At 63.4% G+C, this 14,026-nt stretch carries 12 protein-coding genes; 3 read left to right on the forward strand and 9 right to left on the reverse strand.

Going from position 1 to position 14,026, the window contains the following annotated elements:
- The first annotated feature begins 16 nt into the window (after nt 1–16).
- A complete protein-coding gene (cysS, locus tag MGMSRV2_RS02515) occupies nt 17–1,396 on the forward strand; it encodes a cysteine--tRNA ligase (RefSeq protein WP_024078748.1) in 1,380 nt (459 codons plus the stop codon).
- Nucleotides 1,393–2,850: a hypothetical protein gene (locus tag MGMSRV2_RS02520; protein WP_024078749.1), complete on the forward strand. Its 1,458-nt coding sequence runs from the start codon at nt 1,393–1,395 to the stop codon at nt 2,848–2,850. Before cysS ends, MGMSRV2_RS02520 begins: the two co-directional genes overlap by 4 nt.
- Here MGMSRV2_RS02520 and MGMSRV2_RS02525 read toward each other — a convergent pair.
- The 6 genes from MGMSRV2_RS02525 to MGMSRV2_RS02550 all read right to left on the reverse strand — a co-directional run bounded on the left by MGMSRV2_RS02525 (nt 2,758) and on the right by MGMSRV2_RS02550 (nt 9,974).
- On the reverse strand, nt 2,758–3,630 hold the full coding sequence (locus MGMSRV2_RS02525) for a nickel/cobalt transporter (RefSeq protein WP_024078750.1): 873 nt from the start codon (nt 3,628–3,630) through the stop codon (nt 2,758–2,760). The genes MGMSRV2_RS02520 and MGMSRV2_RS02525 overlap by 93 nt on opposite strands.
- A 67-nt stretch (nt 3,631–3,697) precedes the next feature.
- The gene (locus MGMSRV2_RS02530; protein WP_024078751.1) at nt 3,698–4,291 is read right to left on the reverse strand and encodes a DUF1007 family protein; all 594 of its coding nucleotides are present in this window, start codon (nt 4,289–4,291) and stop codon (nt 3,698–3,700) included.
- On the reverse strand, nt 4,291–5,460 hold the full coding sequence (gene metC / locus MGMSRV2_RS02535) for a cystathionine beta-lyase (RefSeq protein WP_024078752.1): 1,170 nt from the start codon (nt 5,458–5,460) through the stop codon (nt 4,291–4,293). Before metC ends, MGMSRV2_RS02530 begins: the two co-directional genes overlap by 1 nt.
- Before the next feature lie 228 nt (nt 5,461–5,688).
- Nucleotides 5,689–6,780 (reverse strand): ParA family protein, encoded by a 1,092-nt coding sequence (locus tag MGMSRV2_RS02540; protein WP_024078754.1) that lies wholly within the window; start codon nt 6,778–6,780, stop codon nt 5,689–5,691.
- Complete coding sequence (gene radC, locus MGMSRV2_RS02545) at nt 6,780–7,490, reverse strand: RadC family protein (RefSeq protein WP_024078755.1); 711 nt, start codon at nt 7,488–7,490, stop codon at nt 6,780–6,782. The genes MGMSRV2_RS02540 and radC overlap by 1 nt, the downstream gene beginning before the upstream one ends.
- Before the next feature lie 63 nt (nt 7,491–7,553).
- Nucleotides 7,554–9,974, reverse strand: coding sequence for a bacteriohemerythrin (locus tag MGMSRV2_RS02550; protein ID WP_024078756.1), 2,421 nt, complete (start codon nt 9,972–9,974; stop codon nt 7,554–7,556).
- A 123-nt stretch (nt 9,975–10,097) separates the two neighbouring features.
- Between MGMSRV2_RS02550 and MGMSRV2_RS02555 the strand changes: the two genes are divergently transcribed.
- Nucleotides 10,098–11,059, forward strand: a protein-coding gene (locus tag MGMSRV2_RS02555; RefSeq protein ID WP_144084247.1) for an IS630 family transposase whose coding sequence is annotated in 2 segments (ribosomal slippage) — nt 10,098–10,446 and nt 10,446–11,059 — 963 coding nt in all. Because the reading frame shifts where the segments join, the coding sequence is not laid out codon by codon here.
- A 125-nt stretch (nt 11,060–11,184) separates the two neighbouring features.
- Here the strand turns inward: MGMSRV2_RS02555 and MGMSRV2_RS02560 are convergent.
- From MGMSRV2_RS02560 to MGMSRV2_RS02570, 3 genes are all read right to left on the reverse strand, one after another.
- A complete protein-coding gene (locus tag MGMSRV2_RS02560) occupies nt 11,185–11,727 on the reverse strand; it encodes a hypothetical protein (RefSeq protein WP_024078757.1) in 543 nt (180 codons plus the stop codon).
- Between the two features lie 143 nt (nt 11,728–11,870).
- Nucleotides 11,871–12,689, reverse strand: a complete 819-nt coding sequence (locus MGMSRV2_RS02565) for a hypothetical protein (RefSeq protein WP_024078758.1) — start codon at nt 12,687–12,689, stop codon at nt 11,871–11,873.
- Nucleotides 12,690–14,024 (reverse strand): dihydroorotase, encoded by a 1,335-nt coding sequence (locus MGMSRV2_RS02570; protein WP_024078759.1) that lies wholly within the window; start codon nt 14,022–14,024, stop codon nt 12,690–12,692.
- Nucleotides 14,025–14,026: the final 2 nt, after the last annotated feature.

A 14,026-nucleotide genomic window follows, 5' to 3' on the forward strand; every position in this document is an offset into this window, starting at 1 on the left:
AGGGGGAGGTGCCGTCGTGGCCCTGGTTCTGTACAACACGCTGACCCGCCGGAAGGAAGCCTTCCAGCCTCTGTCCCCCGATCACGTGGGCATGTATGTGTGCGGCCCCACCGTCTATGACCGCGCCCATATCGGCAATGCCCGTCCGGTCATCGTCTTCGACGTGCTGTACCGGTTGCTGACCCGGCTGTATCCGGCGGTGACCTATGTGCGCAACATCACCGACGTGGACGACAAGATCAATCAGCGGTCCAAGGATTCGGGCGAGCCGATCGCGGTGATCACCGCGCGGACGACCCAGATGTTTCATGACGACATCGCCGAGTTGAACGCCCTGCCGCCGACCATCGAGCCGCGTGCGACCGCCCATATCCAGCAGATGATCGACATGATCCAGGTGCTGATCGCCAAGGGCCATGCCTACGCCGCCGAAGGCCATGTGTTGTTCGAGGTGGGCAGCATGGCCGATTACGGCCAATTGTCGCGCCGTTCCATGGATGAGATGATCGCCGGTGCTCGCGTCGAGGTGGCGCCTTATAAAAAGAATGCCGGTGATTTCGTGCTGTGGAAGCCGTCCCCCCCCGATCTGCCCGGCTGGGACTCACCCTGGGGCCGGGGTCGTCCGGGCTGGCACATCGAATGCAGCGCCATGAGCGGCCAGTATCTGGGCCAGACCTTCGATATCCATGGCGGCGGCCAGGATCTGGTCTTCCCCCACCACGAGAACGAAATCGCCCAAAGCCAGTGCGCCAACGGCGCGCCGTTCGCCCGTTATTGGCTGCATAACGGCTATCTGATGGTGGAAGGCGAGAAGATGTCCAAGTCGCTGGGCAACTTCTTCACCGTGCGCGAGTTGCTGGAAACTGCCCCGGGCGAGGCCATCCGCCTGTGCATGTTGTCCACCCATTACCACCAGCCCTTCGACTGGACCGCCGAGGGGCTGAAGCAGGCCCGTGCCACCTTGGACCGTCTGTACAATGCCTTGCGCGGCACCGCCGATGCCGGCACCGAGGCGGTGGAATTGCCGCTGGCGGTGCAGGCGGCGCTGGAAGACGACCTCAACACGCCCTTGGCCATTTCCCATCTGCATGAATTGGCCGGCAGCTTGAACAAGGCGGAAAGCGTCGCCGACAAGGCCCGCGCCCGCGGTGCTCTGCTGGCCGCCGGCCAAGCCTTGGGTGTTCTGTTGCAAGACCCGGAAGTGTGGTTTCGCTGGCAATCGGCAGGCGCTGACAGCGGTCCCGACGAGGCGGGGATCGAAAACCTGATCCAGGCCCGCCTGGAGGCGCGGAAGGCCAAGAATTTCGCCGAGGCCGACCGCATCCGCAAGGAACTGGCCGATTCCGGCGTGGTTCTGGAAGACGGCCCGCAAGGTACCACCTGGAAACGGGCGTGATCGAGGCGACCGCCCGATTTTTGCATTGGCAGGGCTGGCGGATCGCGTCCGTCGCGGCGGTGATGCTGCTGCTCTTGGGGCCGGCGCTGTGGAACGGCTATCCGCTGGTTTATTTCGACAGCGAAGATTATGTCGAGATGGCCTTTTCCTGGCAGCCGATCATCTTCCGCATCATGACCTATGGGCTGGTCACCGTGCTGGCCCGGCCCTTCGACACCTTGTGGGTGATCCCGGTGTTCCAGGCGCTGTTGATGGCCTGGATGCTGCACGAAGCGGTGTGGGCGTGGATCGCCCGCTATCGCCCCCATGTCTATCTGGCCATGGGGCTGTTGCTGTCCCTGGCCACCGGCCTGCCCTGGGTGGTGGCCCAGGTGATGGCCGACATGTTCGCCGGGCTGACCATTCTGGGGGTGGCGGTGCTGGCCTTCGGTTCCGCCTTACCGCGCTGGCGGCGGGCGGTGCTCATCCCGGTGGTCGGTTTGTCCATCTGCGTTCATATGACCCATGTGGCGGTGGCGTCGGGACTGGTGCTGGTGCTGGCGGCCATGTGGCTGGCCTCGCGCTTTTCCTTGCGCATGCCGCGCCCCCGTCTGGTTTTCGTGCTGCCAGCGGTGGCCTTGGGCGTGGGATTGGTGCCGGCGACCCATTGGATGGCCACCGGTAAGGGCTTTTTCAGTGCCTCAGGGCAGGTGCTGCAACTGGCCTTGTTCGTCCAGGACGGGCTGGCGCAGAAATATCTGGACGAGGTCTGCCCCGGCGGGGCCCCGTTGAAATTGTGTGAATACAAGGAGCAATTGCCGCACACCGCCGACGAGTTCCTGTGGGGGCCATCGGTGTTCCAGCAATTGGGCGGCTGGACCGGCATGCAGGACGAGGCCGCCGCCATCGTCAAGGGCACCATCAAGACCTTTCCCATGGATACCGCCAAGGCCATGGTGGGCAACACGCTGACCCAGATGGAACTGATCGGCACCGGCGAGGATCTGGTGCCCATGAGCTGGCATTTCGTCAAAACCCAGCTCAGGCGTTATCCCGATGATTTCCGCGCCTTCCGCTATGCCATGCAGCAGCGTCACGGCGGCATCGACTTCGAGCTTTTGAACCAGATTCAGGTGCCCATCGCCCAGGCGGCGCAATTGGCGGCCCTGGTCTTGCTGGCGGTGGCCTGGAAGCGGCGTGACCGTATCAGCACCGGTTTGTTGGCGGTGGTCATCGTCGCCTTTTTGGGTAACGCCTTCGTCTGCGGGGCGTTGTCCAATCCCCATGACCGTTATCAGAACCGTATCGTCTGGCTGGCCCTGTTCGCCGTGTCCATCGCCGCTATCCGGCTGGATCAGCGTTTCACCGCCAAGCGTCCGGCCTCAGCCGGTGAGCGCCGGCCCGTTGTGGATTACCCCGAGCAGCAGAACCAACCCCAAAAGCAGGATCGTCCCGGCGCCGGCCACCGCCAGTAGCCGTCGCCATAAGGCGGCGTGGGGCGAGGTGCCGAAGCGGCTTTCGAGCAGGCGGTTCAGCCCCAGGGCCGACAGGCCGATACCCGACACGGTGATGGTCACCCCCACCGCCATGGCCAAGGTCGCCACGATCCCCACCCATAGCATGCCATTCGCCAAGGTGAACAAAAGCACCAGGATGGCGCCCGAACAGGGGCGGAACCCCACCGCTGCCGCCATCGCCCACAGGCTGCGGTCCGGAATGGTCGGGGTGTGATCGGCGTGATTGCAATGGGGGCCGTGTTGATGGTCGCCGTGATCGTGACCGCAAGCATGTCGGCCGCGCAGGGCCTGTACCAGCATCCACACCCCCATCAGGGTGATCAGGGCATAGGATCCGGTTTCCAGCCATGCCGCCTGGGCCAACACGTCGCGCGGGGCCAGCGACAGGGCGCCGGCCAGCAGCAGCACGACGGCGATGGCCGACGCCGCCTGCACCAGCGCCGACAGGGCGCAGGCGGCCAGGCCATAGGCGATGCGGGCGCGGCGGCTGGCGAACCACGATCCGATCACCACCTTGCCATGACCGGGACCGATGGCGTGAAAGATGCCGTAGAGAAAGGCGGCCAGGATGATCGCGGCCAAGGGCTCCCAACTGACGCCGCCGTCTTGCATCAGAACCAGTTGACGGCGCATCTCCCCATTCAGGCCCCGTTGCAGGGCAAAGCCCCATTCGGCCAGCGAGCGCAGGGGTTCCGGCAGGTCGAAACCGGTGGGGGCGGGGGGGGGCATCAGGCTCATGCTCGGCTTTCGTCGCTATGGCTGGTTAAGTGTTATAACATAACATTATCCATAGGCGCCCTCAGGCTCAGTCGCAACGGATTTCCACTTTTTTGGGAAAAGCGACGCCGCCCAACAGCGGATTGGCTTTATCCGGGCCCATCATGGCCCGGCAGCCCTGCGAGCCGTCGCCCACCAGTTTGACCGCCGCGTCGTTGGGGATGTCGATATCGATGTAAAAGCTTTCCTCATAGGTGGAAACCTTGAGCGGGCTTTGGCGCGGATCGATGGGGCTGGGAAAGTTCAGGCGAAAGGCATAAAGCAGCGCGTCCTTGTGGACCAGAACCTGGAAATTCGCCGCTTCCGGCCATTCCACCACCCGCCCATCCACCTGGGCATGGGTGAAGTACTGGTGCTGGCGGGTATCGCGGAAGGCCTCTTTCTCGATGCTGGCCAGTTCACTGGGTGACAGACTGCCGCTTTTGTCGGCGTCGAAATCCTGGACCAGGGTCGAGGAATAGACCGGGTCGAACTTCCAGCCCATCTGGATGCCGGCGATCTTGCCGGCCTCGAACAGAAAGATCAGGTGGGAATCGATCAGCACATGCGGATGGGCTCGGGCGATTGTGGGGGCGGTGAGGGGGGCCAGCAGCAGGCCCGCCAGCAGCGCCAGCCAGCGCATCAGCCGCCCCGCAGCCGGTCGAAACCCGCTTCCAGGTCGCCGATCAGGTCGCAGGCATCCTCGAGCCCGGCATGGTAGCGCAGGCTGATGGCGGCATGGTCCCAGGCGCTGGCGGTACGGATGATGGAATGGCCATAGGTGGGGATGACCAGGCTTTCAAAGCCGCCCCAGGAAAAGCCCAGACCGAAAAAGGCATAGCCGTCCAGCATGGCCTCGATGGCCGGTTTGCCGAAGCCAGGCTTGAGGATCACCCCGAACAGACCGCAGGCACCGGTGAAGTCGCGCTGCCACAGATCATGGCCGGGATCGTCGGCCAGGGCCGGATACAGCACGCGCTCGATTTCGGGCCGGGTTTGCAGCCATTGGCACAAGGTCAGGGCGGTGGCGGCATGCTGCCTGAGCCGCACGGCCAAGGTGCGCAGGCCGCGCAGGCCCAGATACAATTCTTCCGCTCCGGGCGAGTGGCCGAAGGCGGCGACCGAGGATTTGACCCTGAGCCAGCTGTCTTCGTCCTTCAGGGTGATCGCCCCCAGCATGGCGTCGGCATGGCCGACCACGTATTTGGTGCAGGCCTGGATGGAGACGTCGACACCATGGGCGAAGGGCTGGAAGTTCAGCACCCCCCAGGTGTTGTCCATCATCACCACGGCGCCATGGCCATGGGCGATTTCGGCGATGAGCGGGATGTCCTGAACCTCGAAGGTCAGGGAACCGGGCGATTCGGTGAATACAACCCGGGTGTTGGGGCGCAGCAGATCCTTGATGCCGGCCCCCACCAGCGGGTCGTAATAGGTGGTCTCGATACCCAGACCGGCCAGGACCGAATCGCAGAACTTGCGGGTGGGGAAATAGGTGGTGTCGACCATCAGCAGATGGTCGCCGGCCTTCAGATAAGCCAAAAGCGCGCCGGTGATGGCGGCCAGACCGGACGAGGTGGCGACGGTCTTGTGTCCGCCCTCGACAGCGGCCAGAGCTTCCTCGAAGGCGTGGGTGGTCGGCGTGCCGAAACGGCCATAGCGCACACCCTCGAACGGCTTCTTGCCGCTTTGCTCCATGGCGGCGACCGATGGGTGCAGGATGGTCGAGACGTGGTAAACCGGCGGGTTGACGGCACCGAAATGACGTTCGGGGTGACGACCGGCATGGGTGATCAGGCTGTCTTTTTTCATGGCATCCAAGATGGCGGCAAGGTCAGGCGGGCACCGCCATCCAAGGCCCGATCATCTAGAGCGCGTAAAGGGCGAAGGCGGCGATCACGAACAGGAAGGTCACGGCCAGGGGACGCAAATCCACCTGTTGTTGGGCCTTGGCGAGTGCTTGGCGACGGCGCATCGGCTGCTCCTGTAAAGCTAGGGAACCTCCCTTGTCCACCAAGATGGGGAAGAAAGGCCGCGCGGTCAATGTCCAGCGATATCTTTATACGAAAATACGGTGACAGCCGCCCCCAACGCACCGCCCAGCAGCAGCATCAGCAGCAGCGCCCCCCAACCGAAGCCCTGGCGTGGCGCCTCGGTCCTGGCCGGCGGCGGGGCGGAGGGCAGATCGTCGGCATCCTCGTTGGCGATCTGCACGGCGGTCCAGGCCGGATTGGCCCCGGCCCGCCGTTGCAGGCCCGGCAGTCTTGACCGCCAGTCGCGCAAGGTGTTTTGCGCGGTGATCAGGGGCAGCGGCTCGGCCAGGGCATGGATGTCGTGGCGGGCGTGGCGGCGCAATCGAGTGATCATCTCGGCGGTGGCCTGCAAATAGCCCAGACCGGCGCCGCCATCGGGATCAAGCACCGATACCGGCACCCCCATCTGCGCCGCCTCGGTGACCTTGGGATCGTTTTCGATGGCGATGGCATAGACCTGATCGCCGAATTCCGCCCGCATGGAGCGGGCGACGTCGCCGCCGGTGGTGTCCTCGCCGGTCATGGTCAGCAAGATGCCGGCCACGTTCAGCGTCGCATTGGCGTTCTGGCGCAGGCGCTTGATCTCGTGCCAGGTGTTGACCAGGCCTTCGTGTGAATAGGGATCGGGCCGCGCCGGGATCAGCACCGCCGCCGCCGCGGCCAGGGCGTTGCCGGTGATGGTGCCCAAGGATGGCGGGCAGTCGATGATGACGATATGGGCGTGGGCGGCGATGTTCTGGCTGGCAAATGCCGTGCGCAGCGCCAGATGCGAGCGCTCATGCGCCCCCAATTCCTGTTCCGCCGTGCGCAATTGGGTGGTGGCGGGCAGCAGCGACAGACCGGGGAACGAGGTGGGGATCAGCGCCTCGTCCAGTCGCACCCGCCCGGTGATGACGTCCATGGCTCCCACCGGCGGCAACGGCAGGATGCCGAAAGAACCGGTGGCGTTGCCCTGGGCATCCAGATCGGCCAACACCACCCGATAGCCGAAGGCGGCCAGACAGGCGGCCAGATTGCCGGCGGTGGTGGTCTTGGCGACGCCGCCCTTATGGTTGAACACGGCGATGATCGGGGGGAAGACCGCTTTTTGCAGCTCCATTACAGCAACCCCTGGGCCTTGAAGCTGACATGGCCCTTGCGGCCGATGATCAGGTGGTCATGCACCGCGATGCCCACCCCTTTCAGGGCATTGGCGACCTGCTTGGTCATGTCGATGTCGGCGCGGCTGGGGGCGGGGTCACCGCTGGGGTGGTTGTGCACCATGATGATGGCCGAGGCGTTCAGGTCCAACGCCCGCTTGACCACCTCGCGCGGGTAAAGCGGCGTGTGGTCGACGGTGCCCTGGCCCTGCAATTCATCGGCGATCAGTACGTTCTTGCGGTCCAGGAACAACAGGCGGAATTGCTCGGTCGGCAGCCGGCCCATGGCAATGGTGCAGTAATCCAGCAATTGGTCCCATTTGGTGATCACCGGTCGGTCGATCACCTGCAAGCGGGCCATGCGGGTGGCGGCGTGTTCGACCACCTTCAGGTAGGCGGCGGTGGCCGCCGAAACACCGGTGAAGCTTTCCAGGGCCTGAACCGGGGCGGCCAGGACGTCGGCGAAGGTCTTGAACTCGGCGATCAGCGCCTTGGCCAGCGGCTTGGTGTCCTTGCGCGGGATGACGCTGGCCAGCAGCAGTTCCAGGATTTCGTAATCGGGCAAGGCGTTGGGTTCGGCCAGGAAACGCTGGCGCAGCCGCTCGCGGTGGCCGGCGTGATGGGGCGCGGGTTCGGCGGAATCTTCCAATCCGGGAATCAGGTCGGACATGACCGGACTATAAAACGAGGACGGCGGCGCGTCCAGTGATGCGCCGCCGTCTGACGTCAAAGCTTACGCCGCCTTGGCGCTGACGAAGCGGGCAAAGGCGATATCGTGGTCTTGGATATGGCTGCGCATCCAGTCGGCCATGAAGCGGAACAGCGATTGCGCCGCATCGGTGCGCCCCGATTGGACGGCGTCGCAATGGGCCTTGGCCTGGGCCAGGAAGTTCTGGTGGGATTTGCGGTGGCTGGCCAGTCCGTCAAACCCCTTGCGTTCCATGATCTGTTCCTCTTCCTCGAAATGCTTTTGCATGTCGGGCAACAAGGTGCGCGCTACTTCCAGGGCCGCCATGCCGGCATCGCCCGAGAGCATTTGGCGGAAGAAGTGGTTCAGCTTGTCGATCATCTCGTGATGGTGTTTGTCCACCTCGGCAATGCCGACGTTCAGGCTGTCGTTCCATTCCATCAATTTCTGTTCTTTGTCGTCGGAACGCACCTGGGACAGGAAGTTGCTCACCTCGACCTTCAGCATCTCGCTTTGCTGCGACAACTCGGCAGCCGAATCGCTGATCTGATTGGCGGCGTGGCCGGTTTCGCGGGCGGCGGTTTCCACCATGCCGATATTGTTGGACACTTCCTGGGTGCCCATGGACGCCTGATCGACGTTGCGGGCGATTTCCCCGGTGGCGGCGGTCTGTTCCTGGACCGCCGAGGCGACGGTGGCGCTGATCTCGCTCATTTCGTTGATGACATGGGAGATGGCGGCGATAGAGGTCACCACGTCGTGGGTGCCGTTTTGCACGGCGGCGATCTTGGTGGCGATTTCCTCGGTGGCTTGGGCGGTCTGGCTGGCTAGCCCCTTGACCTCGTTGGCGACCACGGCGAAGCCCTTGCCGGCTTCGCCAGCGCGGGCCGCTTCGATGGTGGCGTTCAGGGCCAACAGGTTGGTCTGGTGCGCGATATGGGTGATCAGGTTGACGATGGCGCCGATGCTGGCCACCGTTTCCGCCAATTGCTGGATGACGCTTTCGCTGGATCGGGCCTGCTCGTCGGCGCGTTCGGCCACCGCCTGCGAGCGTTGCATTTGGGCGGCGATTTCGTTGATGGATGCCGCCAGTTCCTCGCTGGCCGAAGCCACCGTCTGCACGTTGGCCGAGGCCTGTTCGGCGGCGCTGGCCACCGTGGTGGCCTGGGCGCTGGTTTCGGTGGCGTTGGCCGCCATCTGACGCGACGCCGCCTGCAACTGCACGGCCGCCGCGGTCACCGCGTTGACCACGCCACCCACCTGGGCTTCGAAATTGTTCGCCATCTGATGCAGGGCTGCACGGCGTTCGGCTTCGGAACGACGCTTTTGTTCTTCTTGTTCGGCGGTCAATTGCTCGACGCGGATGGCGTTGTCCTTGAACACCTGGACGGCGGCAGCCATGGCGCCGATTTCGTCACCGCGTTCACGTGCCGGAATGTCGATGGTCTTGTCGCCGCCGGCCAAACGGCCCATCGCCTGGGTCATGGCTTTGATCGGAACGATGATCGAGCGGGCGATAAAGATCGACAAGACAATGCCCAAGCCCAGTCCCAAGGCCCCTAAGATCGACATCAGGCGCGTGGTGTTGTTCATGGTCGCATCGGTATCTTGATCCAATTGCTCGAGGTAATGACGCTGAGAGTCCAGCGTTTCCATGGCTAATTGGCCCAGTTCCTCGCCAATAGCCGCACCATCCTTGAACAGCAGGCGGTTGGACATCAGCACGGCCTGGGCGGTTTCATCAAAGGCCGCCACATAGTCGCGCGCCAGTTTTTCGGCGTTGGCGGCCAAGGCCTTGCGGGTGGGGTTTAGCAAGCGGGCTTCCAGCTTGTTTGCCGTATCAAGGAAGGCGCCGGCCGCAGCTTTGACCTCATCAACCGTTTCGGGCTTGGGTTCGGACAGGAATTTCCAGGCCGCAAGACGGGTCAGCATCAGGGCTTCCTGGATCTGGCCGGTGAGGGCAGCGGCCTGATAGTCACCATCATGCATGGCGGACAGGGTGATCTCCGACAAGGCCTTGCGAGCCGCCAGACCGCTGGTGTTCATACGTGATTCGATCAATTGATCCCGTTTGACGTCGTTAGCCTGAATCTGTTTGACGATTTGGGCATAATTGCCCAACAGGACCAACATACGTTCCAGGTTTTCTTTGCGCTTGGGGTCGCGGGTGACCTTGATGGCTTCACCGAGTTCTTTATCCAGGCGCTCCAGAAGGGCCGGGATTTTTTTGCCGGCAGCTTCGTTGTTCAATCCTGAGTTCAGGGTCACCAGTCTGCGCAGTTCCGAAATGTCGCCTTCGATCACGCTGACATTGATCGAATTGCCGCTGACCGACGCGTAGATATTCTGACTGTCGTGAATGCGGCTGATCTGAAGGACAGCGATAAGCGCCAGACTGGCCAAGAGAACCAGAACCAAGGCGAAGCCGCCGTAAATACGGCGGGCGACCGTGATGTTCGCAGACATTTTATTATCCCCAAGAAAGTGCTCTTAGAGCGGTTTCACGCCGAGCGGAATCGGTAGAGGATTCCCCCTGAGGTCATTTTGTGATTCAACATCTTCGGTAACAACGCTCCCGAGGATGATGCGATGACGTGGCGCTCAGGGCAGTCCTATTCTCAGGACTTGCGCGATAGAGTTTTGGCGGCTGTGGACAGCGGCATGAGCGCCTACGAGGTGGCGCCGCTGTTCCGGGTGAGCGTTTCGTACATCTACAAGGCCCAAGGCCGCCGCCGGGCCACCGGCGAGACGACGGTGAAGCCACGGCCTGGGCGGCCAGGACAGAAGCTGGCGGCTCACCTTGAGGCGTTGCAGGCGCAGATCAAGGTCGAGCCCGATGCCACGCTGGCTGAGTTGCGCGCCTGGGTTCTGGCCGAATTGGGCGTGTCGATCAGCGTCGGCGGCCTGTGGAACACGCTTGAGCGGCTCGACCTCAGTCTGAAAAAAAGAGTGCGCATGCTGCCGAGCAGGAACGTCCCGACGTAGCCGAAGGACGCATCGCCTGGCGAGCCGAGCAGCCGGCGCTGGACCCAACCCGCTTGGTCTTCCTTGATGAAACCGGGGCATCGACCAACATGACCCGGCGCTACGGACGGGCGCCGCGCGGTCAGCGGCTGCTGGCTGCGGTGCCGCACGGTCATTGGAAAATGACCACCTTCGTCGGGGCGCTCCGGCATGACGGAATCTCCGCCCCCTTCGTCATCGACAAGGCGATGAATGGCGCGATCTTCCTGGCCTATGTCGAGCAGGTCCTGGCTCCGACCTTGCGGCCCGGCGACATCGTCGTAATGGACAATCTGCCCGCCCACAAGGTGGCAGGGGTCAAGCAACTCATCGAAGCCCGAGGGGCCACCCTGCGGTATCTGCCGCCCTACTCCCCAGACCTCAATCCCATCGAGCTCGCCTTCGCCAAGCTCAAGAGCCTGCTGCGAAAGGCGCAAGCCCGCACCATCAACACCTTATGGGACGTGATCGGAAAACTCATCGACCTGTTTCCGCCCGAGGAATGCGCCAATTTCTTCGCCCACGACGGATATGGACGCTCGATGTGAAAATGCTCTAGAGGGATAATAAACGCCTTTTCTTTGGGCGTCTTAAATGGGGGCGCCTTAAAGTGGTGGGGGTTCTTCAGTAATTGGTTGCACTATTGTCCTTCTTTAGTTTTATATAAGTCAAACTAAAGGCGCAGGCGAAACTCTTCCAGCCAAGACAGGCGTGCTTCCAGTTGCTCGATGTCGTGGTCCAGCCAGTCGATCAGGTGGCAGCCGTCGCCGTCGCCGGCAAAGGCGCCGCGCAAATCCAGCAGGCGGGCCAGTTCGCTTTCCACCATTTCCAGCAACAGATCGGCCTGGGCCTGCTGTTCCTTGACCTCGAGCAGATCAAGGAAGCGCATCTTCAGCGCGATGACCAGCTTGGACAGGTCGGAGCCAGGGCGCAGACGCGCCGTCAGCAAGGCGTGAAGCTCGCGGCTGCCGGCCTCGGTGATGGTCAGTTGGGCGTTGTCTTCCATGCCTTCGCCGCCCACCGCCTGCACCAGACCTTCGTAGCGCAGCAATTCGATGGACATACCCATCAGGTCGATCTGCGGCCCGGCCACCCGGCTGATGAAATGACGCACCGCCCCGGCCAGTTCGGAATACCGCATGCATTGGCGCGCGATCATGCCCAGTGCGCACAAGCGCACGGCTTCCTTCGGCGTCAGTGTGTTGTCGGTGAACATGATCGGATACCCCTTCGGCCTGGATGCGAGCCGTTCGCAAGTGTAATGCGCGGCAACGGCAGTGTCCAGCTTTGGTTGAGTATGGCAGATCACCAGGGGCGGCGGCTATAGCCGAATGCGGATGTCAAGGTGTATTGCCGCCATCATTGATAGCCGCTGGCATAATAGGCGCGAATGGCCTGGGCGGCCTGGGGCGCGGCCTCGATCAGCCGGGCGAAGGCGATGCGGGATTGGCAGCGTTCCACGGCGTCGGCGTCGCTGCCGCGCTCGAATACGTATTTCAATTGCCGGTCGTTGAGCGGGCGGGTGATCGCCGCCATCAAATCAAGAGCATCCTTGTCGGCCATGGCGGCCACGGGATTGCGGTCGCCGTCCTGGATGGCCGTGACCATGGCGCTGTCGAATTCCTCTTCCGACGGCAACCTTTGACTGCGGCCGGGCACCGGGATCATCACCCCGTCACTGCGCGAGGCGCAGGAAAGCGGCGCGGTTTCCAGCAAGTCCAGGTCAAGGGCCAGGCTTTTGCTCCACATGTCGCGCAGGGACTGGTCGCTGCCCCGGGCCGCCTTGCGCCACAAGGTGGCGACCACCGCCGAGCCCTTGGGCTCCAGGCTTTCCACCGCCTCCAGGCTCAGATGGCGGCGGCTGTCCTGGGCCAGATAACCCCGTGCCGCCACCGCCAGCGGCATATAGGTTTCCGGCAGCATGATGCGCAGGGTGTCGAAATCGTCGGACAGCTTGTCCAACTCGTCCATGGCCGCTTCCAGCGCCGCCTCGCCTTCGGGATAGAAGGTGATGGCGCTGCCCCGACCGGCAAAATAGATGGTCAGACACAGCACACCGATGCCGGCATAGATGCCCAGGCTGGCGAAAACGCCGCGTCCCGCCGCTTTCGCCTGGGCGTATTTCAGCAGCACCGCGATCAGTAGCAGCGGCAGGATTTTGAACAGAAAGTTTTCCACTTACGGATAGCATTCCTGGAAGCGCACCGGCTTGCCGGCGGGGTCGCCGATCAACTGGCCGTCGCTCATCACCAATTGGCCGCGGATGATGGTGGCCATGGGCCAGCCCTTGACCTTCTTGCCGTCGAACGGGGTCCAGCCGCAGCGGCTGACGATCCATTGGTTGGTGATGGTGCGTTCCGCCTTCATGTCGACCAAGGTGAAGTCGGCATCGTAGCCCATGGCGATGCGGCCCTTGCCGGCCAGATTATAGATTCGTCCCGGTCCCGCCGAGGTCAGATCGACAAAACGTTCCAGGCTCAGGCGGCCCTGGTTGACGTGGTCCAGCATGATCGGCACCAGGGTCTGCACCCCGGTCATCCCCGACGGCGATTGCGGATAGGGCTTGTCCTTTTCCTCGCGCGTGTGCGGCGCGTGGTCGGACCCCAGCACATCGACGGTGCCGTTGTTGATGGCCCGCCACAGGGCGCCGCGATGGTGGTTCTCGCGGATGGGCGGGTTCATCTGGGCGTAGGTGCCCAAGGTCTCATAGCAATCGGGCGCGGTCAGGGTCAGGTGTTGCGGCGTGGTTTCCACCGTCACCAGATCCTTGTGATCGGCCAGGAACTCCATTTCCTCGGCGGTGGTGACGTGCAGCACGTGGACGCGGCGCTTGGCCGCCTCGGCCAGCTTGACCAGTCGTTTGGTGGCGATCAGCGCCGTCTCGGCATCGCGCCAGATGTGGTGGGCGCGGGGATGGCCGGCGGCATCGGCGATGGATTTGCGGGCGATCAGCCGGGCTTCGTCCTCGCAGTGGACGGCGATGCGGCGATACCCTTGGGCGATGACCTTGGCCAGGGTCTCGTCGTCGGCGACCAGCAGATTGCCGGTGGAGGAGCCCATGAACACCTTGATGCCGGCGCAGCCGGGGATGCGTTCCCACTGGGCCAGATGGTCGATGTTGTCGGCCGCTGCCCCCAGGAAAAAGGCGTGGTCGGTCCAGCAGCGGCCCTCGCCGCGCTTGAGCTTGTCCAGCAATTCCACGTCGGTGGTGGTGCCCGGCTTGGTGTTGGGCATCTCGAAGAAGGCGACGACACCGCCCATGGCGGCGGCGGCGCTGCCGGTGGACAAGTCTTCCTTGTGCTCCAGCCCCGGCTCGCGGAAATGCACCTGGGTGTCGATGACGCCCGGCAAAACGTGCAGGCCGGTGCAGTCGATCTTGTCGGCCATGGCCGATCCGCGCAAATCACCGATGGCGGTGATGCGCCCGCCCAGGATGCCGATATCGGTGGTGGCGGTGCCGCCGGGGGTGACCACGGTGCCGTTGGCCAGGACCAGATCGAAGCTTTGGGACATGA

The organism is Magnetospirillum gryphiswaldense MSR-1 v2 (assembly GCF_000513295.1).
Classification (GTDB): Bacteria; Pseudomonadota; Alphaproteobacteria; order Rhodospirillales; family Magnetospirillaceae; genus Magnetospirillum; species Magnetospirillum gryphiswaldense.

Coding starts and splice junctions, on each gene's coding strand:
- MGMSRV2_RS02525 (WP_024078750.1), bottom strand. CDS start 3,630: ATGAGCCTGATGCCCCCCCCCGCCCCCACCGGTTTCGACCTGCCGGAA.
- MGMSRV2_RS02530 (WP_024078751.1), bottom strand. CDS start 4,291: ATGCGCTGGCTGGCGCTGCTGGCGGGCCTGCTGCTGGCCCCCCTCACC.
- metC (WP_024078752.1), bottom strand. CDS start 5,460: ATGAAAAAAGACAGCCTGATCACCCATGCCGGTCGTCACCCCGAACGT.
- MGMSRV2_RS02540 (WP_024078754.1), bottom strand. CDS start 6,780: ATGGAGCTGCAAAAAGCGGTCTTCCCCCCGATCATCGCCGTGTTCAAC.
- radC (WP_024078755.1), bottom strand. CDS start 7,490: ATGTCCGACCTGATTCCCGGATTGGAAGATTCCGCCGAACCCGCGCCC.
- MGMSRV2_RS02550 (WP_024078756.1), bottom strand. CDS start 9,974: ATGTCTGCGAACATCACGGTCGCCCGCCGTATTTACGGCGGCTTCGCC.
- MGMSRV2_RS02560 (WP_024078757.1), bottom strand. CDS start 11,727: ATGTTCACCGACAACACACTGACGCCGAAGGAAGCCGTGCGCTTGTGC.
- MGMSRV2_RS02570 (WP_024078759.1), bottom strand. CDS start 14,024: ATGTCCCAAAGCTTCGATCTGGTCCTGGCCAACGGCACCGTGGTCACC.